22 protein-coding genes are annotated in these 25536 nt (G+C 35.4%); 19 read left to right on the top strand and 3 right to left on the bottom strand.

Translation table 11 applies throughout. From position 1 onward, the window contains the following. Window positions 1-119: 119 nt before the first annotated feature. The 18 genes from ACTQZM_RS09505 to argB all read left to right on the top strand — a co-directional run bounded on the left by ACTQZM_RS09505 (window position 120) and on the right by argB (window position 21900). Window positions 120-620 carry a TetR/AcrR family transcriptional regulator C-terminal domain-containing protein gene (locus ACTQZM_RS09505; protein WP_441653615.1) on the top strand — a complete coding sequence of 167 codons (501 nt, stop codon included), beginning with the start codon at window positions 120-122 and terminating at the stop codon, window positions 618-620. Window positions 621-948: 328 nt separating this feature from the next. After that, complete coding sequence (locus ACTQZM_RS09500) at window positions 949-2742, top strand: oleate hydratase (RefSeq protein WP_441653614.1); 1794 nt, start codon at window positions 949-951, stop codon at window positions 2740-2742. Window positions 2743-2905: 163 nt separating this feature from the next. Further along, entirely contained in the window at window positions 2906-5551 is a 2646-nt protein-coding gene (polA, locus tag ACTQZM_RS09495) for a DNA polymerase I (RefSeq protein WP_441653613.1), read from the top strand. An 8-nt stretch (window positions 5552-5559) separates the two neighbouring features. Further along, window positions 5560-6393, top strand: coding sequence for a DNA-formamidopyrimidine glycosylase (gene mutM / locus ACTQZM_RS09490; RefSeq protein WP_050047115.1), 834 nt, complete (start codon window positions 5560-5562; stop codon window positions 6391-6393). After that, window positions 6393-6989, top strand: coding sequence for a dephospho-CoA kinase (gene coaE, locus ACTQZM_RS09485; protein ID WP_287851748.1), 597 nt, complete (start codon window positions 6393-6395; stop codon window positions 6987-6989). The genes mutM and coaE overlap by 1 nt, the downstream gene beginning before the upstream one ends. Window positions 6990-7004: 15 nt before the next feature. After that, window positions 7005-7739 (top strand): NADPH-dependent oxidoreductase, encoded by a 735-nt coding sequence (locus tag ACTQZM_RS09480; protein ID WP_441653612.1) that lies wholly within the window; start codon window positions 7005-7007, stop codon window positions 7737-7739. Between the two features lie 116 nt (window positions 7740-7855). Further along, window positions 7856-8329 carry a transcriptional regulator NrdR gene (nrdR, locus tag ACTQZM_RS09475; RefSeq protein ID WP_208922607.1) on the top strand — a complete coding sequence of 158 codons (474 nt, stop codon included), beginning with the start codon at window positions 7856-7858 and terminating at the stop codon, window positions 8327-8329. Between the two features lie 11 nt (window positions 8330-8340). Further along, on the top strand, window positions 8341-9711 hold the full coding sequence (locus ACTQZM_RS09470; protein ID WP_441653611.1) for a replication initiation and membrane attachment family protein: 1371 nt from the start codon (window positions 8341-8343) through the stop codon (window positions 9709-9711). Continuing rightward, window positions 9711-10637, top strand: a complete 927-nt coding sequence (gene dnaI, locus ACTQZM_RS09465; RefSeq protein WP_441653610.1) for a primosomal protein DnaI — start codon at window positions 9711-9713, stop codon at window positions 10635-10637. Before ACTQZM_RS09470 ends, dnaI begins: the two co-directional genes overlap by 1 nt. A gap of 19 nt (window positions 10638-10656) precedes the next feature. Beyond that, entirely contained in the window at window positions 10657-11352 is a 696-nt protein-coding gene (locus tag ACTQZM_RS09460; RefSeq protein WP_441653609.1) for a tRNA (adenine(22)-N(1))-methyltransferase, read from the top strand. Further along, window positions 11349-12479 carry a Nif3-like dinuclear metal center hexameric protein gene (locus ACTQZM_RS09455; RefSeq protein WP_441653608.1) on the top strand — a complete coding sequence of 377 codons (1131 nt, stop codon included), beginning with the start codon at window positions 11349-11351 and terminating at the stop codon, window positions 12477-12479. The genes ACTQZM_RS09460 and ACTQZM_RS09455 overlap by 4 nt, the downstream gene beginning before the upstream one ends. 12 nt (window positions 12480-12491) lie before the next feature. Further along, window positions 12492-13721, top strand: a complete 1230-nt coding sequence (gene pepT / locus ACTQZM_RS09450) for a peptidase T (protein WP_441653607.1) — start codon at window positions 12492-12494, stop codon at window positions 13719-13721. 75 nt (window positions 13722-13796) lie between these two features. After that, entirely contained in the window at window positions 13797-14801 is a 1005-nt protein-coding gene (locus ACTQZM_RS09445; protein WP_441653606.1) for an asparaginase, read from the top strand. 154 nt (window positions 14802-14955) lie between these two features. After that, window positions 14956-17562: an ATP-dependent chaperone ClpB gene (clpB, locus tag ACTQZM_RS09440; protein ID WP_441653605.1), complete on the top strand. Its 2607-nt coding sequence runs from the start codon at window positions 14956-14958 to the stop codon at window positions 17560-17562. Window positions 17563-17750: 188 nt separating this feature from the next. After that, window positions 17751-18887 carry an acetylornithine transaminase gene (locus ACTQZM_RS09435; protein ID WP_441653604.1) on the top strand — a complete coding sequence of 379 codons (1137 nt, stop codon included), beginning with the start codon at window positions 17751-17753 and terminating at the stop codon, window positions 18885-18887. An 8-nt stretch (window positions 18888-18895) separates the two neighbouring features. After that, window positions 18896-19921 (top strand): N-acetyl-gamma-glutamyl-phosphate reductase, encoded by a 1026-nt coding sequence (argC, locus tag ACTQZM_RS09430; protein WP_441653603.1) that lies wholly within the window; start codon window positions 18896-18898, stop codon window positions 19919-19921. Window positions 19922-19953: 32 nt separating this feature from the next. Further along, window positions 19954-21150, top strand: a complete 1197-nt coding sequence (argJ, locus tag ACTQZM_RS09425; protein ID WP_441653602.1) for a bifunctional glutamate N-acetyltransferase/amino-acid acetyltransferase ArgJ — start codon at window positions 19954-19956, stop codon at window positions 21148-21150. 15 nt (window positions 21151-21165) lie between these two features. After that, window positions 21166-21900: an acetylglutamate kinase gene (argB, locus tag ACTQZM_RS09420; protein WP_349278121.1), complete on the top strand. Its 735-nt coding sequence runs from the start codon at window positions 21166-21168 to the stop codon at window positions 21898-21900. Between the two features lie 35 nt (window positions 21901-21935). On the opposite strand, the gene sdaAA is transcribed toward argB, so the two are convergent. The 3 genes from sdaAA to ACTQZM_RS09405 all read right to left on the bottom strand — a co-directional run bounded on the left by sdaAA (window position 21936) and on the right by ACTQZM_RS09405 (window position 24309). Then, window positions 21936-22811: an L-serine ammonia-lyase, iron-sulfur-dependent, subunit alpha gene (gene sdaAA, locus ACTQZM_RS09415; RefSeq protein ID WP_441653601.1), complete on the bottom strand. Its 876-nt coding sequence runs from the start codon at window positions 22809-22811 to the stop codon at window positions 21936-21938. 10 nt (window positions 22812-22821) lie between these two features. Then, window positions 22822-23487: an L-serine ammonia-lyase, iron-sulfur-dependent subunit beta gene (gene sdaAB / locus ACTQZM_RS09410; RefSeq protein ID WP_016252153.1), complete on the bottom strand. Its 666-nt coding sequence runs from the start codon at window positions 23485-23487 to the stop codon at window positions 22822-22824. Window positions 23488-23658: 171 nt separating this feature from the next. Then, window positions 23659-24309, bottom strand: coding sequence for a hypothetical protein (locus tag ACTQZM_RS09405; RefSeq protein WP_243199839.1), 651 nt, complete (start codon window positions 24307-24309; stop codon window positions 23659-23661). Window positions 24310-24420: 111 nt separating this feature from the next. Here ACTQZM_RS09405 and ACTQZM_RS09400 point away from each other — a divergent pair, with 111 nt between their 5' ends. Beyond that, a complete protein-coding gene (locus ACTQZM_RS09400) occupies window positions 24421-25407 on the top strand; it encodes a LacI family DNA-binding transcriptional regulator (protein ID WP_441653600.1) in 987 nt (328 codons plus the stop codon). Window positions 25408-25536: the final 129 nt, after the last annotated feature.

Raw genomic sequence — 25536 nt, 5'->3', positions numbered from 1 at the left:
CTTATTTGCCATGGTCAGAAACTGTACAAGCAGATTGTAAATAAAGAAAAGAATCTCCAAAGTCGAGTGACTTTGGAGATTTTCAATATACCTCGTTATTGGGCGCTTACTATTTGTTAATGAAGCCATTGGATAAAATTACCATTCATGATTTAACCGAAGAATGCGGGATTAGTCGCATGGCTTTTTATTATCACTTTAAAGATATTTATGATTTGGTGGAATGGTCTTGTATAGAAGATGCCAAACGTGCGCTTAACGGAAAGAAAACGAAAGATACTTGGCAAGAAGGCCTACTAGATATCTTTGCTGCGATTTATGAAAATAAGCCGTTTATCATGAATGCTTACCACTCCATTAATCGCGAGCAATTAGAAACCTTTCTCTATCAACGTACCTTCGAATTACTTTTTGATGTTGTGGAGTCACAGGTGGAAGGTCATCATATTTCAAAAAGTGATCAAGAATTCATCGCCCAATTTTACAAATATAGTTTTGTTGGTTTAGTTCTTGAATGGATTAATCAGGGAATGACTGCAGATTATCGTCCCTTAGCTGAAAAAATGATTACCTTAATGGAAGGGGCAATCGATACAGCAATTAATAAATTTGAAAAATAGCCAAAATTTTATCAATCTTGTTATATTGTAAACTATTTTGTTTAAAAAATTTTATCATTCAAGTTAAATTGTAAATGGTTTCTCTTTTTTAATCGCGTTATTATGAACTTGTGAAATGATTAGAAAAGAGGTCATGGATATGTCAAAAAAATTCAAACTTGGTCTTACTAGTGCCTTAATTGCCGGAAGTAGTGTGGCAGCTTATCAGCTAGCCAAAAAAAGACAAACAAACGTGACAAAAAATGCCGATGCCAAAAAAGCTGAAGCCAAACGACTAGCTGAATATCGTAATACTGAAAGAGGGCTAGATGGACGCAACAGCAAGGGTATTTATTATACAAGTGGTAACTATGAAGCTTTCGTCACTCCTGAAAAACCAAAAGGCATCGAAGAAAAACATGCTTATCTAGTTGGTAGCGGACTTGCCTCTTTAGCCGCTGCTTGTTTCTTGGTTCGCGATGCTCAAATGCCTGGAGAAAATATCCATATTTTAGAAGCAATGGATATTGCTGGTGGTGCTTGTGACGGTATTTTAGATTCCACACGCGGTTATATTATGCGTGGTGGACGTGAAATGGAAAATCACTTTGAATGTTTATGGGATTTATTTAGAAGTGTTCCATCGCTTGAAAAACCAGGATTATCTGTATTGGATGAATATTATCGCTTAAACAAAGAAGATCCAAACTATTCCTTATGCCGTGCAACAGAAAATCGTGGCCAAGATGCACATACAGACGGTAAGTTTAATCTAAGTCAAGAAGGCTGTATTCAAATCATGAAACTCTTCTTTACCAAAGATGAAGATCTTTATGATAAACGAATTGATGAAGTCTTTGATGATGAAGTCTTTGACTCTAATTTCTGGCTATATTGGCGCACGATGTTTGCCTTTGAAAATTGGCATTCAGCATTAGAAATGAAATTATACTTCCAACGTTTCATTCATCACATTGCTGGTTTGCCTGATTTTTCTGCATTGAAATTTACGAAATACAATCAATATGAATCTTTAATTTTACCAATGCAAAAATATTTGGAAGATCATGGAGTGACTTTCCAATTCAATACAAAAGTAACGAATGTTGTCTTCAAATTTGAAAATGGTCAAAAGATTGCTTCTCGTATTGAATGTTTAGTGAATGATGAAGCTCAAACAATTGAACTTACAACGAATGATTATGTATTTGTAACGAATGGAAGCTGTACAGAAAGCACGATTTATGGTAGTCAAGATCAAGTACCAACAGGAGATGCTGAAATTCGTGAAAGTGGTTGTTGGCAATTATGGAAAAACATTGCGAAACAAGATCCTAGTTTTGGTCATCCAGAAAAATTCTGTTCAGATATTTCTAAAACCAATTGGGAATCCGCTACGATTACATTAAAAGATGATCGTATTATTCCTTATATTACAAATATTTGTAAACGTGATCCGCGAACAGGAAAAGTGGTTACTGGTGGTATTGTCAGCTGCAAAGATTCTTCATGGTTGTTAAGTTGGACCATTAATCGTCAAGGTCAATTCAAAGACCAACCAAAAGATGAAGTCTGCGTTTGGGTATATAGCTTATTTACAGATGTGAAGGGTGATTATATTCAAAAGCCAATGAAAGAATGTACGGGTAAAGAAATCACAGAAGAATGGTTATATCATTTAGGTGTGCCAATTGAAATGATTAACGAGTTAGCAACTAATCATGCTGTCTGTGTGCCAACAATGATGCCTTACATTACAGCATTCTTTATGCCACGTGCCAAAGGGGACCGTCCTGATGTGATCCCTGATGGTTGTGTAAACTTTGCTTTCTTAGGTCAATTTGCGCAAACACCACGAGATACAATCTTTACCACAGAATACTCTGTTCGTACCGCAATGGAAGCTGTCTATGGTTTATTTGCAATTGAACGAGGTGTACCTGAGGTTTGGGGTAGTGTCTATGATGTTCGTGCGCTATTGAATAGTAGTGTCTGCTTAATGGATGGTAAATCACCACTTGATATTGAATTACCATTTGGCTTAGATGCTTTGAAGAAACCAATTATTAAGAAAGTTCAAGGGACCATTTTGGAAGACTTATTCCTTAAATATGGGGTATTGCGAAAGGATATGCTTGAATAATAGTATAAACAAAAATGCTTGGGGAAGAACTCCAAGCTTTTTTGTTTCATTTAGATAAAATGGAAATAATTATCGAAAAATAAGTGAAATCACACTACAAGAATTTCATTTTCTGCTACAATAGAAAAGGAAGAAATGAATAACAATTAAAAGAGGTGTGATTGTGAGTCAAAAAAAGATTCTTTTAGTCGATGGCAATAGTGTGGCATTTCGAGCATTTTATGCGCTATATAATGTCATGGATAATTTTAAAAATGCAGATGGCTTATATACAAATGCAATTTTTACTTTAAAAAACATGTTTGAAAAGATCTTATTACAAGAACAGCCAACCCATGCTTTAGTGGCTTTTGACGCTGGCAAGACGACATTTCGAACGGAGATTTTTAAAGATTATAAAGCTGGACGTGCCAAAACGCCAAGTGAATTTAGAGAACAAATGCCTTTCATTAGACAGCTAATTCATGGATTTGGTGTCAAAGAATACGAGCTTCCTAACTATGAAGCGGATGATATTATCGGTACCTTAGCGACAAAAGCTAGTCATGAAGGATTTGATGTCATTGTTGTTTCTGGCGATCGTGACTTAACACAATTAGCAAGTGACAAGATTACGGTGTATATTACCGTCAAAGGAATGACAGAGTTAGAAATTTGTACACCCGCTTTTATCGCCGAAAAATATGATGGCCTTACACCAAAGCAAATTATTGACTTAAAGGGGCTAGCAGGTGATAAATCCGATAACTTACCTGGTGTCACTAAAGTCGGTGAAAAAACAGCGATTAAATTATTAAAACAATATGAGTCTGTTGAAGGTATTTATGAACATATTGACGAATTTAAGCCAAGTAAGATGAAGGAAAACTTGATCAATGATAAAGAACAAGCCTTCATGTCTAAACAATTAGCGACCATTAATGTGCAAGCACCGGTTGAGATTACTTTGGCAGATTTAGCTTATCAAGGTATGAATGAAAACGAGTTAATTGAACTCTATCGAAAATTAAATTTTCAATCATTTTTAGATAAGATGAATGTGGTCATGGATGATCATGAAATGGAAGAAATCACTTATGAATACATTCAAGAATGGCCAAATGAGTTACCAGAAGCTGAAAAGTTAGCATTATATGTTGAAATGCTTGGGGAAAATTATCATTTAGAAGATATTGTGGGGTTTGCCTTTGGTACTTCAGAAAAAATCTATGTGAGTGATAATCTTGATATATTAAGTAGTCCAGAATTTATTGGTTATGTGCAAAAGGCTGAGCAATTGATTACTTTTGACATGAAGTGCCAAAAAATTGCGCTTTCTCGATTTGGGGCAAAGAATGTTTCGTTTACTTTTGATACTTTATTGGCTGCCTATTTATTGGATACCACCGATAATAGTAGTGATATTAGCAGTGTGGCCCATAATTATGGTTTGACAGAAATTTTAAGTGATGAGCAAGTTTATGGTAAAGGTGCGAAAAAAGGGCTGCCTACTCATCCAGATGAATTTTATGAACATTTAGCACGTAAAATCGACACCTTACATCGTTTAGTGCCTATTTTAACGAAAGAGTTGGAAAGTAAAAATCAATGGCAACTATTTACCGATATGGAGATGCCATTAGCCGATGTTTTAGCCAAAATGGAAATGACCGGTATCAGTGTCGACCCTTTACGATTACAGCAAATGAAACAAGATTTTGCTGTTCGTTTAGCTGAAATTGAACAAAAAATTTATGACTATGCAGGTAAAGAATTTAATATTAATTCTCCAAAACAATTAGGCGTGATTTTATTTGAAGAATTAAGTTTACCGGTCATTAAGAAAACGAAGACAGGTTATTCTACGGCTGTCGATGTGTTGGAACAGTTAAAATCAGCGCATCCCATAATTGAACAAATATTAAGTTATCGACAATTAGCTAAATTGCAATCAACTTATATTGAAGGTTTGCTAAAAGTGATTCAATTAGACGGAAAGATTCATACGCGCTATATTCAGACTTTAACGCAAACAGGTCGCTTAAGTTCCGTTGATCCTAATCTACAAAATATTCCAATCCGCTTAGAAGAAGGGCGAAAAATACGTCAAGCCTTTGTACCTAGCCACGAAGATTGGGTTATGTATTCATCGGATTATTCCCAAATTGAGTTGCGTGTACTTGCACATATTTCTGATGATGAACATTTAAAAGATGCCTTTATCCATGGTCAAGATATTCATACTTCTACTGCTATGCGGGTTTTTGGTATTGATGATCCTAGTAAAGTAACAAGTAATATGCGGCGAGATGCTAAAGCGGTAAACTTTGGTATTGTCTATGGTATTTCTGATTTTGGCCTTTCTCAAAACTTAGGTATTTCGAGACAAGCTGCGAAAAAATATATTGATACGTATTTTGAACGCTATCCGAATGTCAAAAAATATATGCAAGATATCGTCACAAAGGCTAAAGAAGATGGTTATGTTGAAACATTATATCATCGTCGTCGTTATTTACCTGATATCCATGCTAAAAACTTTAATGTTCGCTCATTCGCTGAAAGAACTGCCATTAATTCCCCAATTCAAGGAACGGCAGCGGATATTTTAAAGATGGCGATGATTGAACTAGATAAGCGATTGCAAACAAGTGATATCCAAACTAATATGCTCCTTCAAGTCCATGATGAATTGGTATTTGAAGTGAAAAGAGATCAAGTCGAGCAACTAGACGTCTTAGTAAAAGAAGTGATGGAACACGTGGTAGACCTTCATGTGCCTTTGATTACGGATAGTAGTTGGGGAGACACTTGGTATGATGCAAAGTAGGTGGATATATGCCTGAATTACCGGAAGTAGAAACCGTTCGTAAAGGATTAAGCCAATTAGTGATTGGCAAAACGATATCTAAGGTAGAAGTCTTTTGGCCAAAAATTATTGAACAATTATCTCCAAGCGATTTCAATCATCGTGTTAGCAATCAGACCATTCATGAAATCAAACGCAGAGGGAAGTTTTTAATTTTTTGTTTGGATCAAGATGTCATTATTTCACATTTACGCATGGAAGGTAAGTATCATTATTTTCCAGAGGCAACAAAGCCAAATAAGCATGTCCATGTAGTATTCACCTTTTCAGATGGTAGTCAATTACATTATCAAGATGTGCGTAAATTTGGTCGTATGTGTGCGTATCATAAAAATCACGTGGAAGAATATCCTGGAATTGCCAAATTGGGTCCAGAACCATTTAACGAAACTTTTGACTTGAAAATATTTCAACAACAGTTAAAAAAATCTAGCAAAGCGATAAAGCCTTTGTTACTTGATCAAAAATTAGTAACAGGATTGGGAAATATATATGTAGATGAAGCACTTTGGCAAGCAAAAATTCATCCCGAAACCCCCGCTAATGAATTGAAGCCTAAAGAAATAAAAGAGTTGCACCGAGCGATTATTGAAGTGTTAGATAAGGCTATTCAAGCGGGAGGGACAACGATTCGCAGCTATGTCAATGCTTTAGGCGATGCAGGGAATTTTCAAGTTGAATTAAATGCCTATGGTCAAGAAGGAATGCCTTGTCCGCGATGTGGCTCACCCATTCAAAAAATAAAAGTTGCGCAACGTGGCACGCATTTTTGTCCAAAGTGCCAAAAGAAAAGAGGAAAATAATGGCTTTTGTATTAGGAATCACCGGTGGTATTGCTACAGGAAAAAGTAGTGTCGTTCAACATTTTATTGATCTTGGCTTTCCTGTAGTTGATGCTGATATTATTGCACGTCATCTATTAGATAAAAATACTTCAGCTTACAAAGAGGTTGTGAAAGTATTTGGCCCAGAAATCTTGCAAGAAAATGGCGAAATTAACCGTCAAGCATTAGGTGCACTTGTTTTTAATCATCCAGATAAATTAAAACAACTAGATGCATTAATGGCGCCCTTTTTGCAAGAAAGTATCCTCGCAGCAATCAAACAAGCAAGCCAAAACCAAAAATTAGTAATCGTTGATGTGCCCTTGATGTATGAAAAAGGGTATGATGAATGGATGGACCAAGTTGCTGTGGTTTATTGTACACCAGAGCAGCAAATCAAACGTCTGATGCAAAGGAACCAATTGACAGAAAAAGAAGCGAAACAGCGTATTGATAGTCAACTACCCATAGAAATGAAAAAATTATTGGCTGAAGTCGTATTTGATAATTCCAATGATTTAACACAAACGATACAACAAGTGGATACTTGGTTAAGCAATCGAAAATATATTTGAAAAGAGGAAAATTTAGTGAATGAAATGATAGAATTACTGCAAAATCATGTTTCTGTTAGAGATTATGCGAATCGTTTAGTCAGTGATGAAATTAAAAACGAATTGGTCAAAAGTGCTCAAAGTGCTTCTACTTCAAATTTCGTCCAAGCTTATTCCATTATTGAAGTGAAAGATAGCAAAGTGAAGGATGAATTGGCTGAAATCACGCAGTTTTCAGGACATTTGGCAAAAGCACCAGTTGTTTATGTTTTTGTAGCTGATCTATATCGTCATGCTGTTCAATTAAAGAAAAATGATGTTCCTTTAGATGGTTTAAGAAATATGGAATCCATGGTTGTTTCAATGGTTGATGCGACTTTGGCTGCTCAAAATATGGCCATTGCTGCTGAAAGTTTTGATTTAGGTATTTGCTATATTGGTGGCATTCGAAATGATTTATCTCGCGTGAAGGAATTATTGCATCTTCCTGAATTAACTGTTCCGTTATTTGCGATGACAATTGGTTACCCTGCAAGCAAAAACGATATTAAACCGCGTATGCCATTAGAAAATGTGCTCGCTACAGATACTTATCAAACATCATTGACTGATTTAACTAATTATGATGAACAAATCCGTAGTTATTACCAAAATCGTAATAATCAACAGGCTGATACGACATGGACGCAAAAAAATGTCGACTTCTTCAGCATAGTTAGACGACCAGAATTTGCACAATTTTTACTAGACCAAGGTTTTACTTTAAAATAAACTTATTTGCAATCTAATAAGCGAGAATTCCGTTTATTAGATTGCTTTTTTTACACACTTTTTAAGCGAAACATGTTATAATTTAATCAAATCAGAAAATAGATGAGGTGAATAATATGCAATGTCCAAAATGTCATCACCAAAATTCCCGAGTTATTGATAGTCGTCAAGCTGATGATGGTCGGGCGATTCGACGTAGAAGAGAATGTGAAAATTGTGGTCAACGTTTTACCACTTTTGAAAGAATAGAAGAAGCACCTTTATTAGTCATCAAAAAAAATGGGGTACGTGAAGAATTTAACCGTGAAAAAATATTAAGAGGAATTATTCGTTCAGCTGAAAAGCGACCAGTAGGCATGGAACAAATGGAAAAAATTGTCGATCACGTTGAACGTCGTGTACGTGAAAAAGGTGTGACTGAAATTTCAAGTAATATTATTGGCGAATACGTGATGGAAGATTTAGCCAAAATCGATGAAATTTCTTACATTCGTTTTGCAAGCGTCTATCGTCAATTTAAGGATATGTCTGTCTTTTTAGAAGAATTACAACAAATTGTCGAAAAGGCTAAAGGGAATAAAGAGGAATAAGGAGGATTATCGTGGCACTTTTACCTAATGATAGTTACCAAGTTTATTGTAAAAAAACCATCAATGCGGATGAGTGGGCCAGTTTAACTAGTCTATACCAACCAATTATTGGCAGTTTTGCAACAAATTTATATCAAACACTTTTATTACAAGCACAATATGAATCAGATGACGCCTTTTTACATCTAGATTTATGTAATACACTTGATTTAGGGATTAGTCATTTAGAAAGTGTACGCGAAAAATTAGAAGGCATTGGTTTGCTTAAAGTTTATCGCAAGGAAGAGGAATTTCAGACTGTCCAATACTTTTATGAAATCATCATGCCAATGTTGGCCAACCAATTTTTAAAAGATGAGGTTTTAAGTTTTTTACTTTTAGAAAAAATTGGTGAGCTTAATTACCAAAGATTAGTGACACGCTTTACGAAACATACATTGTCGACAGCAGGTTTTAAAGAAGTAACGAAAAGTTTTAAAGAAGTTTATACCTTTGACCAACAAAAACTTTCGCATACATTAGGTGAGTTACAGAAAAACAAAGATAAACTTGATTCACAGGCGAAAATCCAAAATTTTGAACAATTAGCCTTAAAAGATGTAGCAATAGATTGGCAATTTTTATTTGATTTAGCTGCTAAAAAATTTATACAGCGAAAAAATATTACTGAAGAGATTTGTCGCAAATTAGCTTTATTTCATTCGCTTTATGGTTATGACGAGCTAGCCTTGGTAGATTTATTGGCGCAGTCAGTCAATTTTTCGACTGGCGAAATTGATGAAAAAGCGCTTGAGCATGAAGCACTTGTAAGAGAACAAGTTTCAAATACTGCAACGATACTTCCAGAAACTGATGATAACCAGTTACGCAAAGAGAGATTTTTAAAACAAGGATTTACGCAAGCGGACTGGGAATTGATCCTTCAGTGTGAAGAGTATTATCCGATTGAGTATTTACGTGAAATAAAGCAATTTAAAAATAGTTTTTCATCTAAACAAGAGGAATGGTTGGTTCGTGAATTAGTGGAGCGCAGTCCGTTAAGTAATGCAGTGATCAATTTTTTAATTAATTATCTCTTAATCGTCCAAAATCGCACCAATTTGCCAGCCCAATTAACAAGTACAATTGCAGCAGATTGGTCAGAAAAAAAGATTTTGCTTCCTGAACAGGCGATGATTCATGTGCGCAAAATTGTAGATGAAAGCAAAGAAAAACAACGGAATCAACAAGCAAATCGCAAGGGGCAAAATTATCGTAATGTGCGTACCGAGCAAGTTCCTGAATGGATGAAAAATCCGCCAGAAGAAGTAAAAAATCCAGAAAGTACAGCAGCTGCCAAAAAAGCACTCGATGCACTGTTAAATAAAGAAGGTGAGCAATAATGGAAGATGTAGGTAAAAATTTGAAACAAATACTTCAAAAACGAAATTATTTACAAGAATATCAACAAATGGTCAAACAAATCAACGAAAATCCAGATGTTCAACGTTTCTTGAAACAACATCAAGCAGAACTCACACAAGCAGATATTGAAAAAAGTTATAGTCAGCTTTATGAATATATCCAACAAAAAGAAAAATTCTTGGCTAATGATCCCACGATGATTGCGCCTGGATATGAGCCTAAATTGCAAATTTCACATCATGTTATTGAGGTTACTTATTCGCCTACACCTGAGTTATTGAAACGTAAACAGCTACAACAGGTAAATGAACGTATCAAAACCTTTTATCTGCCTAAAATGTTACGTGAAGCTTCATTGGCCTCATTTGAAATTACTGATGGTCGTAGCCAAGCAATTCAACAAGCAGCTCAATTTATTCAACAATATGAACAAAAACAATCTACTTTTGTTAAAGGATTATATTTAGTGGGCAACTTTGGTGTAGGTAAAACTTATCTATTAGGTGCGATTGCCAAGAAGTTAGCTGAAGATGGCTATGATAGCACGTTAATACATTTTCCAACTTTTGCGGTGGAGATGAAACAAGCGATTGGTAAAGGTACCATGATTCAGCTATTAAATGAGATTAAAACTGCGCCAATATTAATGATTGATGATATTGGGGCTGACGCGATGAGTAGTTGGATCCGCGATGATGTACTTGGAGTTATCTTGCAATATCGTATGCAAGAAATGCTACCAACTTTTTTCAGCTCTAATTTTACGATGAAAGAGTTAGAAAGACATTTAACAGTCACACAAAAAGGCGATCAAGAACCAATTAAAGCGATGCGCATCATGGAACGTATTGCTTATTTATCTCAAGAAATTATGATGATTGGCCAAAATCGTCGCAATCCATAAATGTGAGAGGAATGAAAAAATGAATGCACAACAATTATCTAAACGACTGGCAAAAGTAGGTGAATTTGTCCCGAATCAAGCTCGTTTAGCGGATATTGGCTCGGATCATGCTTATTTACCTGTTCGTTTAATGTTGGCAAATAAAATTAGTTATGCCGTTTGTGGTGAAGTAGTCAAAGGCCCTTATGAATCAGCTGTACATCAAGTAACTTTACAAGGACTAACTGATAAAATTACTGTTCGTTTAGCAGATGGGTTATTCGCTATCAAACCAAGCGATGAAATTGACACCATTACAATTTGTGGTATGGGCGGTACCTTGATTAAACAGATTCTATTAGAAGGTAAAGAACAAATTACCGGTGAAGAATTACTTATTTTGCAGCCTAATGTTGGGGAAGCTACTTTAAGGAAATATTTGGTAGCCAATGGATATACCATTATCACCGAAGAAATTTTAGAAGAAAATAAAAAAATCTATGAAATTATCGTTGCTAAAAAGTTATCACAGCCAACGAGCCTGAACGAAGCGCAATATTTATTTGGGCCACACTTGATGCAAGCAAAAACACCGATTTTCATCAAGAAATGGCAAAGAGAATTAAAGCAAAGGCAAAAGGTTTTACAACAATTACAAAAAGCAACAACAAAACATATGGAAAAAATGACTGAACTAGAAGCTGAAATCAAATTAATTGAGGAAGTGTTAGTGTGAAACTAAGAGAATTCATAGCCCCATTTGAAGCTTATTGTCCGAAAGAATTAGCTTTGGAGAAAGATTTTTGCGGCTTACAAATTGGTTCTTTAGATGCGGAAATTCAAAAAGTCCTTTTTACCCTAGATGTACGTCCGCAGGTGGTTGAAGAAGCAATCAGAATAGGCGCTGACCTGATTTTTGCCAAACATGCACCGATTTTCAGACCCATCAACCAATTGACGGATAATAATCCACAGTCAAAAATGTTTTTAGATATCTTACAAAATCACATCAACGTCTATGTTGCCCATACCAATATTGATGTGGTAGCGGATGGTCTGAATGATTGGTTTTGTGAAGCACTCGACTTAAATGAAGTAGAGATTTTACAAAAAACACAGACGAAAGCCCTAAAAAAATTGATTGTTTATGTCCCTGAAACTCATGCTGATCAGCTACGTCAAGCCTTAGGAGAAGCTAAAGCTGGAATGTTAGGAAATTATCATCACATGAGTTATACTAGTAACGGACAAGGTCGTTTTACGCCATCTGCACAAGCCAATCCAACTATTGGGCAAGCTGAGCAATTGAGCATTGTTGCTGAAGAAAAGGTAGAATTTATTGTTGAAAATCAATATTTGCCAAGTGTTTTACAAACAATGTATCGCGTCCATCCATATGAAGAACCAGCTTTTGAAGTTTATGATTTAAATCCGGCCTCAAACGGTACAAAAGTTGAAGGGATTGGACGGATTGGTCAATTGGCTGAACCACTTGAATTATCAACCTTTATCGATCGAGTAAAATCAGCTTTTCATTTAAACCATTTGAAAGTTATTAAGGCAAATGGTTTAAGTAACAAGCAACTTATTTCACGTGTGGCTATTTGCGGGGGAAGTGCGGAAAAGCTGTATCGAGATGCTTTAGCCAAAGGAGCAGATGTCTTTATTACTGGGGACGTCTATTATCACACGGCTCATGATATGCAAGAGTCAGGACTAATTGTTCTTGATCCAGGTCATCATATTGAAGTTCTTTTTGCAGATAAGTTGAAAGAAAAATATGAACAATGGAAATTAGCAAATAAATGGCAGGTTGATTTAATGGTTTCGACCGTTAATACTGATCCATTTGAAATAATATAAAGGAGTTTTATTATGTATTCTAATTTATTACCAAGATTTTTAAAATATGTGAAAACTGAGACTCGTTCTAATCCAATGAGTACAACGACACCATCAACCCAAACACAAGTAGCTTTTGCCCATGAGTTAGCCAAAGAGTTGACCGACTTAGGAATGCAAGAGGTACATTACAACGAAGAAAATGGTTTTGTAACAGCCACTTTACCAAGCAATACTGATAAAGAAGTACGCTCTATTGGTTTTATTGCTCATATGGATACTGCAGATTTCAATGCCGTCAATGTAAATCCGCAAATCGTTGAAAATTATGATGGACATTCAACAATCCAATTAGATAAGGAAGGAAAATATACTTTAAATACCGCTGATTTTCCTAATTTGAAAAATTATGCTGGTCAAACATTGATTACGACTGATGGTACCACTTTACTTGGTGCAGATGATAAGTCTGGTATTGCAGAAATTATGACAGCGATGGAAATTTTAATCAAAAACCCTGAAATCAAATATGGAAAAATTCGTGTTGCTTTTGGTCCGGATGAAGAAATCGGAGTTGGCGCAGATAAGTTTGATGCAAAAGGGTTTGATGTTGATTTTGCTTACACTATGGATGGAGGTCCTGTAGGTGAATTACAATTTGAAACCTTTAATGCGGCTCAAGCTGATTTAACTTTCCACGGTAAAAATGTCCATCCAGGAACAGCCAAAGATACCATGATTAATGCTATTCAAATGGCCATTGATTTCCAAAATGAATTTCCACAAAAAGAAGTGCCTGAACATACTGAAGGTTATGAAGGATTTTATCATCTACATGGCTTTACTGGAACACCGGAAGAAGCTAAGATGTCTTATATCATTCGTGATCATGACCGTGAAAAATTCGAAGCACGTAAACAATTTATCATTGATTTAGTTGCGAAATTCAACGCAAAATATGATCAAGAACGTGTTGAGTTAAACTTATTCGATCAATATTACAATATGCGTGAAGTCATCGAAAAAGATATGAGCATCGTTGAATTGGCTAAAAATGCGATGGAAGAATTATCAATCGAACCAGTAATTGAACCTGTACGTGGGGGAACTGATGGGTCTAAAATTTCTTACTTAGGGATTCCAACACCTAATATCTTTGCTGGCGGCGAAAATATGCATGGTCGTTTTGAATTTGTATCTTTACAAGCAATGGAAAAAGCAACTGATGTGATTGTGAAAATTGCTGAACTAAATGCCAAATAATGAAGTTATAGCGAGTGTTGTATGCGTAGTGTCACATAGCACACTCGCTATTTTTCTCGTTGAAAGGAAAACAAGATGAAGAAGATATTGATGATTACTACTGGCGGTACTATCGCTTCTAAAAAATCGCAACATGGTTTAACACCAGGAATCACTGCTGAAGAATTATTAAGCTACATTCCTCAAGCACAAGAAATCTGTCATGTTGATACTTTAGCTTTATTCAATCTTGATAGTACCAATATGACTCCTAAACATTGGTTGAAATTAGCCCGTACGATTGAGGAAAAATATACTATTTATGATGGCTTTGTCATTTGTCATGGTACAGATACCTTGGCTTATACCGCAGCTGCATTATCTTATTTAATTCAAAATTCTGGTAAACCTATTGTATTAACCGGCTCACAAAAACCCATTGATATGGATAGCACTGATGCGAAAGTCAATTTATTAGATAGCTTTATTTACGCTTGTGATGATTTATCGCAAGAAGTGGTTATTGTTTTTGATGGGAAAGTAATTGTTGGAAGCCGTGCGAAAAAAGTCCGCGCGAAAAGTTATAATGCATTCACAAGTATTAATTTCCCATACATTGCTGTGATTTTAGATCAACAAATCATTCGCTATATTCCAAGTCAACCACTTGTTCAACCAACTCGATTTTATCATCAATTGCAAGAAGACTTAATTACCTTGAAACTTACCCCAGGACTAGATGCAAAAGTACTAGCATTTGCATTTGAAAATTATCGTTGCATTATCCTTGAAAGTTTTGGTGTTGGTGGAATACCAGAGAACTTAGTTAAGACCTTTTATCAACTGATGAATCAATATCAAAAGGATCGTTTAGTGATTGTTAGTTCACAAGTAGCCAATGAAGGTAGTGATATGACGGTTTACGAAGTGGGTAAAAAAGTGAAACAAGATTTTCAATTACTAGAAGCCTATGATATGACGTTTGAAGCAGTAGTAACCAAGCTGATGTGGTTGATGGCAGAATATGAAAATATTGAGGATATTCGCAAGTATTTTTATCAAACCATCAATCATGATAGTATTTTGAACAAAAAATATTAAGAAAGTTTAAAATTAGCACTCGAATATCCAGAGTGCTAATTTTTAGTTTGACCTTCATTGACTTTTGGAATATACTGTACATGTACTTAAGAAAAAGGAATAAGTACATGTAAATAAATCAATTATTTCATTCAACGATAGGAGGAATGGAGTTATGAATATTGAAAAGATGACAACAACGATGCAACAAGCCATTGCTCAAGCCCAACAAATAGCAATGACTAGACATCATCAAGAAATCGATATTGCTCATTTGTGGAAAATTTTCTTGCACACTGATCATTTTGGTGCAAATTTTTATAAAGATTTGGGTGTCAATGTAGCTGAATTTGAAGCAAAAGTTGACCAAGAATTAGATAAAATCTCTACAGTTGAAGGGAGTAATGTTTCTTACGGCCAAAGTTTTAGCCAAAATCTTTATCAATTATTTATTGAAGCAGATAAGATTAGAGAAGCATTCCAAGATGAATATCTTTCAACTGAAGTCGTTATTCTAGCATTAATGAAATTAAAACATCATCCATTAACTCAGTATTTGGTTCAACATCAAATATCTGAAAAAGACGTTAAGGATGCGATAGAAAATATCCGTGGGGGTGATCGTGTGACATCACAAAATCAAGAAGAAACTTATAAAGCATTAGAAAAATACGGTATTGACTTGGTGCAAAAAGTCAAAGAAGGAAATATGGACCCTGTCATTGGGCGTGATGAAGAAATTCGTGACGTCATCCGTATCTTATCTCGTAAAACCAAAAATAATCCAGTATTAATTGGTGAACCTGGTGTTGGTAAAACGGCGATTGTCGAAGGTTTAGCTCAGCGTATCGTTAAAAAAGACGTACCTGAAAACTTAAAGGATAAAACGGTCTACTCCTTAGATATGGGATTATTAATTGCTGGGGCTAAATATCGTGGTGAATTTGAAGAAAGATTGAAAGCCGTATTAGATGAAGTGAAAAAATCTGACGGACGAATTATTCTATTTATCGATGAAATCCATAATATTGTCGGTGCAGGTAAGACAGAAGGTAGTATGGATGCCGGTAACTTATTAAAACCAATGCTTGCTCGTGGTGAATTGCATACGATTGGTGCCACGACCTTGGATGAATACCGTCAATATATGGAAAAAGATAAAGCTTTAGAAAGACGTTTCCAAAAAGTTTTAGTTAAAGAACCAACTGTTGAAGATACGATTTCGATTTTACGTGGCTTGAAAGAACGATTTGAAGTACATCACGGTGTAAATATTCACGATAATGCATTAGTAGCCGCTGCAACTTTATCAGACCGCTATATTACTGACCGGTTCTTGCCAGATAAAGCGATTGATTTAGTCGATGAAGCTTGTGCCAATATTAAAGTTGAAATGAATTCGATGCCTACAGAATTAGACCAAGTGATGCGTCGATTAATGCAATTAGAAATTGAAGAAGCTGCTTTGAAGAAAGAAACTGATGATGCTTCTAAAAAACGTTTAGAAAACTTGCAAGAAGAATTAGCTGATTTACGTGAAGAAGTTAATTCAATGAAATTGCAATGGGAAACTGAAAAAGAAGAGGTAAATGCCATCTCTAATAAACGTGCAGAACTTGAACGTGTTCGCCATGAATTAGAAGATGCTGAAAACAATTATGAACTTGAACGAGCGGCTGTGTTACGTCATGGTACCATTCCACAATTAGAAAAAGAATTAAAAGAATTAGAACGTAAAAATGATTCTGATCAATTAAAAATGGTTCAAGAATCCGTGACTGAAAATGAAATTGCGGTTGTTGTAGGTCGTTTGACAGGTATTCCGGTGACAAAATTAGTTGAAGGCGAACGTGAAAAATTATTGAAATTAAATCAAACCTTGCATCAACGTGTGATTGGTCAAAACGAAGCCGTAGATGCTGTAAGTGATGCAGTATTACGTTCTCGTGCTGGTTTACAAGATCCAAATCGCCCATTAGGTTCATTCCTATTCTTAGGTCCTACTGGGGTTGGTAAGACAGAACTTGCCAAAGCTTTAGCAGAAAACTTATTTGACTCTGAAGAACATATGGTACGAATTGATATGAGTGAATATATGGAAAAACATTCAGTGTCTCGTTTAGTTGGAGCCCCTCCAGGATATGTAGGTTATGAAGAAGGAGGACAATTAACGGAAGCTGTTCGTCGTAATCCATATACAATTATTTTATTGGATGAAATTGAAAAGGCTCATCCAGATGTCTTCAATATTTTATTACAAGTATTAGATGATGGTCGATTGACAGATTCTAAAGGTCGCTTAGTTGATTTCAAGAATACCGTATTGATTATGACTTCAAATATCGGTTCACAATTGTTACTTGAAGGCGTGACTGAAGAAGGGACTATCCCACAAGAAGTTTCTGATCAAGTCATGCAAGCTTTAAGAATGCACTTCAAACCTGAATTCTTAAACCGTATTGATGACACGATTTTATTCACCCCACTTAGCTTAGAAGATGTGAAGGGAATCGTTGATAAGATGGTGCAACAATTATCTACAAGACTAAGCCATCAAGAAATTGAATTAAGCATTTCCGATGAAGCCAAAACATATATTGCACAAAATGCTTATGAACCTTCTTTTGGTGCTCGTCCATTAAAACGATATATTACCAAAGAAATTGAAACACCACTTGCCAAAGAAATTATTGCTGGTAAAGTGATGCCAAAGAGTAAAGTGACTGTAACTTTGCAAAATAATCAATTATCCTTTGAAACCGAATCGTTAACAGAAGAATAATTATATGATTTTAGACTAGTCAAGTTTTTGGCTAGTCTATTTTTATGCATATTTTTATCTAAATACCCAAATATACATGGAAAATAAACGATTTTTACAATAAATAATGAAAAAATATACATAAAACACTTGAAAAACGTGAAATATAGTTGTATATTTATACACAACATTACAAGGGAGTGTTGGTTATGTGTTGGTTATTTCCAAATTACAGTAGAAAAAATTTCGAAATTATAAAAGGTAATGGTTGTAAAGTTTATGATCAAAATAATCAGGAGTATCTTGATTTAACAAGTGGGATTGGTGTTACAAATCTAGGACATAATCATCCTGAATTAAAAAAAGCTTTACTCCAACAAATCGATAATATTTGGCATATGCCGAATTTATATCATAGTGAGATTCAAGAGCAAGTCGCATGTAAGTTAGCCAATCAAAAAGATTATGTGGCTTTCTTTTGTAATAGTGGGACAGAAGCCAATGAAGCTGCCATTAAATTAGCAAAAAAAGCAACTGGTCGTAATAAAATCATTAGCTTTTGGCAATCTTTTCATGGTCGTACGTTTGGTTCAATGAGTGTGACCGGACAAGCTAACATTCAGGCAGGTTTTGGTTCGATGTTACAAGATGTGGCTTACTTTCCATTCAATGAAATTGATGAATTAAAAGAAGCCTTAGATGAGAAAGTGGCAGCGGTGATTGTGGAATTAATCCAAGGAGAAAGTGGGATTCATGTCGCTTATCAAGGGTGGATAAAGGAATTAGCACATCTTTGCCAACAAAATGGCACCTTGCTTATTGTGGATGAAGTGCAAACAGGGATTGGTCGATGCGGTTCGTTATTTGCTTATGAACAATATGGTATTACTCCTGATATTATTACCAGTGCAAAAGCTTTAGCCAATGGATTGCCGGTGGGCGCAATGTTAGCAAATAAAAGATATGCCAATGCTTTTTCTCCTGGTAGTCACGGAAGTACGTTCGGAGGCAATAAATTAGCTTTAAGTGTTGCTAATCAAGTTTTAGATTATGTGCAATCTGCTGAAATAGTAGAAAATGTTAAAATGCGTAGTCAGCAATTTTTTGATGGTTTAGCGCATATTCAATCTAATAAAATGATAGATATTAGAGGAAAAGGCTTAATGATAGGAATTGAATTAACAGATGAATATGTATTGCAACATGTGATGCTTCAACTTGAAAAAGAAGGTGTTCTTACTTTAAGAGCCGGTAAAAATGTCTTACGGTTATTACCTCCTTTAACAATCAGTCAAGAAGAAGTTGATTTTGCATTAGATAAAATAGCGAAAGTTTTAGTGGGGTAGGTGATTGGATGAAAGCAGCAATTGTAGGTATAACAGGTTATACAGGTGTGGAGTTAATGCGTCTTATTGAACAACATCCCTATTTAGAAATCGGAACCCTTCATCGCAGTGGTAATAAAGAGTCCGACTTAACGGAAGAATTTCCTCGTTTTTTACCATTAAATGCAAAAATTCAAGCATTCGATGCAAAAAATATCATGACGCAAAATGATCTTGTCTTTTTTGCAACACCTTCTGGAGTAAGTAAGGATTTAGTTAAACCTTTTGTAGATAACGACTTTCCAGTAATTGATCTTTCAGGTGATTTACGATTAAAAAATGGGGAAAGTTATCGAAAATGGTATAAAAAAGAACCAGCTAATCCAGATATTTTAATGCAAGCTAATTATTCTTTACCTGAATTTCAAACAAACAAATCGATGCTCATCGCCAATCCAGGATGCTATGCCACGGCAACGAATTTACTTTTAGCACCACTAGTCAAGGCTCAAATTATTCAAACGGATTCGATTATTGTGGACGCAAAATCAGGATTATCAGGTGCAGGCAAAGGATTGAGCCAAAGCAGTCATTTTGTGAATGTTTATAACAATATGAGTATGTACAAGGTCAATCAACACCAGCATATACCTGAAATCATTCAATTCTTACAACAGTTTGATAAGCAATTACAAAGTATCCAATTCACGACAAGTCTTATACCAGTCTCTAGAGGAATTTTTGTATCAGCCTATGTCAAATTGAAAGAGAAGGTTGTGCTTGAACATATCAAAACAGCTTATGAGAATTGTTATGCTGATAAATATTTTGTTCGCATCAATCATCATCAAAAGTTACCTGATTTACATCAAGTCATTGGTTCAAACTTTTGTGATATTGGTTATATCTATAATGAATGCACAGGTATATTAACACTTGTCGCTGTGATTGATAATTTGATAAAAGGTGCAAGTGGTCAAGCTATTCAGAATTTTAACCTATGGGCAGGATTAGACGAAGCATGCGGATTAAAACAAATGCCTAATTTTATATAAAAAGTTTTATCGATAAAAGGAGAATGTTGGTTATGAAGAAAATAAATGGAAATGTTGCAAGTCCTAAAGGTTTTAAAGCGGATGGTATCCATTGTGGGTTAAAAAGAAAGCGTAAAGATATCGGTTGGATTATTTCAACAGTCCCCGCTCAGTGTGCTGGCGTATTTACGACGAATCAAGTCAAAGCAGCTCCAGTATTAGTGACAAAGGAAAAGATAAAAAATAAATCCTTACAAGCAATTATTGTTAATTCAGGAAATGCCAATGCTTGTACAGGTAATCAAGGCTATCAAGATGCTATAAAAATGTGTGAAAAAACCGCTGAATATTTAAATATTGACGCTACTCAAGTCGCAGTTGCCTCTACAGGAATTATTGGCAAGCATTTACCGATGTTTCAAATCGAAGCTGGCCTAGAATTGTTGGCAAATAATCAAGACTGCGCTGCTGAAAATTTTCAAGAAGCAATTTTGACAACTGATACGTGTCAGAAGGTAAGTGCCTACCAAGAAGAAATTGATGGAAAAACAATCACAGTGGCAGGTTGTGCAAAAGGTTCAGGTATGATTCATCCAAATATGGCTACCATGCTTAGTTTTATTACTACTGATGCGAATATTTCCAGTGATTTACTACAAGAATTACTAAGTGAGCTGACTGAAATTACTTTTAATCAAATTACTGTGGATGGCGATACTTCCACAAATGATATGGTACTTGTCTTAGCAAATGGTGAGGCGAAAAATGCTGAAATACAAAAAGGGTCGCTAGCTTATCAGCAATTCAAAAATGTTTTACAAGCTGTTTTCACCGATTTAGCAAAATCAATTGCTAAAGATGGTGAGGGAGCAACGAAACTGATTGAGGTTCAAGTTGAAAATGCCGTAGATGAATACTCTGCACGTATGCTTGCAAAATCAGTTGTCGGTTCAAGTTTGGTCAAAAGTGCAATATTTGGTCAAGATCCAAATTGGGGAAGAATCCTTTGTGCGTTGGGCTATAGCGGCATCGATTTTGACAGTAATCAAATTGAAATATATTTGGAAGATACGCTAGTTTTTGCCTTTGGTGTACCAACAGATTTTTCAGCTGATCAACTGAGTGAAAAATTAAAACAAGCTGAGATCACGATTAAAGTCAACATGCATGATGGAGTTGCGCAAGGAAAAGCTTGGGGATGCGATTTGACTTATGAATATGTCAAAATCAATGCATTGTACCACACATAATAGGAGGTCAGAATCATGAAAACATATGTAGTTAAAATTGGTGGTGTTGCAAGTGATCAGCTTAATGCGCAATTTTTTTCAACCATCCATAAATGGCAAGCACAAGGAATTCAAATCGTCATTATTCATGGTGGTGGACATTATATCACTGAACTAATGGAACAATTTCAAGTTAAACGCCAAATCAAAAACGGCTTAAGAGTAACGGATGAAACCACACTTGAGCTAACCAAAATGGCGCTATTAGGTAAAGTACAACCTAGATTAGTTTCCTTATTTCAAAAGGAAGGTTTGCAACCGGTAAGTCTACATGCTGGCTGTGATCAACTCATACAGGGGAAAGTCATCAATTATGCGGAATTAGGTTATGTCGGACAAGTAACGGCAATCAATCATCAATTGTTAAAACGGCAAATGAATCATCGCAAAATACCTGTGATTGCACCTCTAGGCATTACAAAAGACGGCCAATGGTTAAATATTAATGCTGATGAAGTAGCTTGTAAGATAGCAAGTAGTATTCAAGCGGATGAATTGTTTTTATTGACTGATGTTCCTGGAATTAAGGAAAACAATCAATGGTTGAAGCGTGTCAATTTATCAAAGATTGAGATGCTCAAGAATCAGAATATCATTACTGGTGGCATGATTCCAAAATTAAATAGTGCAAAATATGCCTTACTACACGGCGTAAAAAGTGTGAATATTAATAATAATATTCATTGCTTGGGAACCAAAATCACTGCATAAAAAGAGGGGTTGGAAAATTTCCTAACCCCATTTTATTATTTTGTTTGTCTTTCTAGAATTTCTTTTTGCAATTTTAACCCAGTCGGACTCGTTGCTAAGCCGCCTTCTGCAGTTTCTTTAAAAATAGATGGCATTTGACGACCCACGCGATACATCGTGGCTACAACTTCATCTGGTGGAATTACACTTTGTATTCCTGCTAGGGCCATATCTGCTGAAATCATCGCTTGACTCGCACCTAATGCATTTCTTTTCACACAAGGGACTTCTACTAAACCTGCGACTGGATCACAAATTAAGCCTAACATATTTTTTAAGGTAATCGCTAAGGCATGAGCTGCTTGTTGTGCTGAGCCACCTTTTAAACAAACTAAAGCTGCGGAAGCCATCGCACTTGCAGAGCCAACTTCAGCCTGACAGCCACCTTCAGCACCAGCAATCGAAGCGTTATTCGCAATCACTAATCCAAAAGCACCAGCCGTAAATAAGTAATCTAATTGTTGTTGTTCAGTTAATTGCATGCTTTCACTAACAGCCATCAATACACCAGGAACAATCCCAGCACTACCAGCAGTAGGAGTGGCACAAATTAAGCCCATCTTCGCATTAACTTCATTCACCGCAATCGCATTACGCACGGCACCTAAAATTGTCGAACCTGAGTAAATATCACCTTTTAAAATATAATCATTTAGCTTGGTCGCGTCTTTTCCTGTTAACCCGGTAACAGAGGTAACGCCATCAATTCCTTGCTGAACAGAATGCTTCATCACTTCCAAATTTTTCTTCATTAAAGCAATAATTTGTTCTCTAGAGCGTCCGGTTAATTCAATCTCTGTGGCAATCATTAATTCAGCCACACTTTTATAATTCTTACTTTGTTGAATAATATCCTCAATTGAATAAAACATGCAAATCCTCCTAATCAAAGTAGGTCACAGAATCAATGTGTGACAATTGACGTAGTTTTTGACAAATATCTGGATGGCGCTCATCAATTTCAATAATCATAATTGCTTTTTCACCTTTAGACTCACGCGTAACAGTCATCGTACCAATATTTACATTCATATCAGATAATAGTTTTGTTACTTGAGCGATAATACCTGGCACATCTTGATGGACGGTAATAATCGTAGGCGTTCCCATTGTTAATGAAATCTTAAAGCCATCCAACTCAGAAATTTGGATATTTCCGCCACCAATGGAAATACCAGTTACAGTCATTTGACGTTTTCCTTTTTTTAGCAACATTTTAACCAAATTTGGATGCTCAGCTTTTTCTTTTTTAGGCACGAATAGTACTTCCATGCCATTTTCATGAGCAATTTTCAATGAATCACTTAATCTTTCATCATCAGGCTCCATCCCTAATAATCCACCAACAAGGGCAATGTCAGTTCCATGGCCACGATAGGTTTTGGCAAAGGATTCAAACAGAAAAATATCGACACTCTCTGGTTGTTCGCCAAAAATAGTTCTTACAATTTTTCCAATGCGTGCAGCCCCAGCCGTATGAGAGCTACTTGGTCCAACCATGACCGGTCCAATAATATCAAAAACGCTACGATACTTTAAATGTTCCATAACGAAAATCTCCTTTATATTTCAGTTTTATTAGTATAACACAACATAATCAAAATGTTTAATGATGTGAAAAATTTTAGCAAACCTTTGATATTTCCTAATTTTATTTCGTTGAAAACACAAGGTTAGACAAAAAAGGAGAAACATACAAAGCAACATAAGATAACTAAATTAGTGAATATGAATTTTAAAGTTTTTGAAATACTGAATGCTTGTTTTTTTCGCTCGTAAATAGGCATATACACTAGCAATCAAACTACCACAAGTATTAACAAATAAATCGCCCATGGTATCAAGTAATGCTTTACGTCCAATTAAAGGTTGCCCATGAAGTAGGTAACGTTGTAAATTCAGCCCTAAAAATTGATCACATAGAAATTCCCAAAATTCCCATAAAACCCCACACATCTGTGCAAACGCAAAACCAAATATCATAAAAAACCAAATAGAAGGGTATTGACTTCTTGACTTTTCTAGGAAATAGGTAAGAATGCCATATCCAAGAAAGGTTAATACAATTGGGCTACTGAAATGCAATAATTTATCATAATATTTAAAGTAAGAGATTAAATGTAAGCAAGTTCCTAAAAAGACCGAGATCAAGATGAAGAACCAATACATAAAAATCAATTCATTCGGAAAAGAGATTTTAAACCATTTTTTAAATAGGAAAGGGGCATAAATCAGAATAATCCCTAATAAGCCCTCAATAATAAAAATGATCCCTGATTTCATACTCACTTTTTGAGAAATACATTCATACACATTAAAAGCTACGATAATGAATGCGATGAATGTATATCCTTTTAAAATTTTTCTCATGATACTTACCTCCATTCACACAAATTATAGCATAACTGATGAATAATGATTTAATCTAAAGAAAATATTTGCTATAATATGTAGATGTAATGATAATAGGTGAGGGATCTTATGGTAACAATTAATCAAATCGCTCAAGAAGCAAAAGTATCAAAAAGTACAGTTTCAAGATATCTTAATGAGGGATATGTGAGTAAAGAAACCGCAGAAAAAATTGAAAAAGTGATACAAAAATACAATTATACACCTAACGAATTCGCCCGGAATTTAAAGGCACAAAGAAGTAATTTCACTGGTGTCATTATTCCTCGTTTAGATTCACCTTCTGTAGTACGCATGCTTTCTGGATTAGAAAAGAGCGAACGAGAATGTGGACGACAAATCATGATGGTTAATTCAGAACTAAGCATCGAACGTGAAATTGAAAGTTTATATAATCTACAACAAAACAAAATCGCTGCAATCGTATTAATGGCCGTAGCTATCACAGATGAACACGTGAAAGCAATCAATAAAATTAAAACACCAGTACTTGTGCTAGGACAAAAGGATCGTCGTTTAATTACTTTAACACAAGATAATTACTTTGCAGGTCGACAAATGGCACTAGGTTTAAATAAATATGGACATAAAAAAATTGCTTATGTCGGTGTTGGTCCTCACGATATTGAAGTAGGGGTTCGTCGTAAACAAGGGGTTATAGATGGCCTAAAAGAAAGCGGGATATCCACCGTAAAAGAGTATGAAACGACCTTTATGGTGAATGATGCCTACAAGCTAGGACTTGAAATCTTACCCAATAATGATGAAACTTTATATATTTGTGCTACAGATAATATAGCCATTGGTCTCATTAAAGCCGCGAACCAATTAGGTATAGCTATTGGCAAACAAATATCTATTGCTGGCTTTGGGGGCCATGATACCGGAGAATATGTTTATCCAACTTTAACAACCGTAGACTTACATCATGAAAAATTAGGTATTTTAGCTTCTAAATACGTAGATATCATGCTGAAAAAACAACCAATTCCAGAAACAACAACCATTGCTACAGAAATGATTCATCGTGGTAGCGTTGGATATTATCATGAATAGTCAAAAAAGAAGAAAGTAATGTACCGACCCCCAAAAGTTAGACCATAAAATCTAACAATTGGAGGTCGGTATTTTTATGGCTAAATACAGTTATGAACTAAAAAAGAAAGTTGTTAATGCATACTTAGC

The organism is Enterococcus cecorum, from assembly GCF_052119425.1.
GTDB lineage: Bacteria > Bacillota > Bacilli > Lactobacillales > Enterococcaceae > Enterococcus_E > Enterococcus_E cecorum_C.
This window is presented reverse-complemented; position numbering and strand designations above follow the sequence as displayed.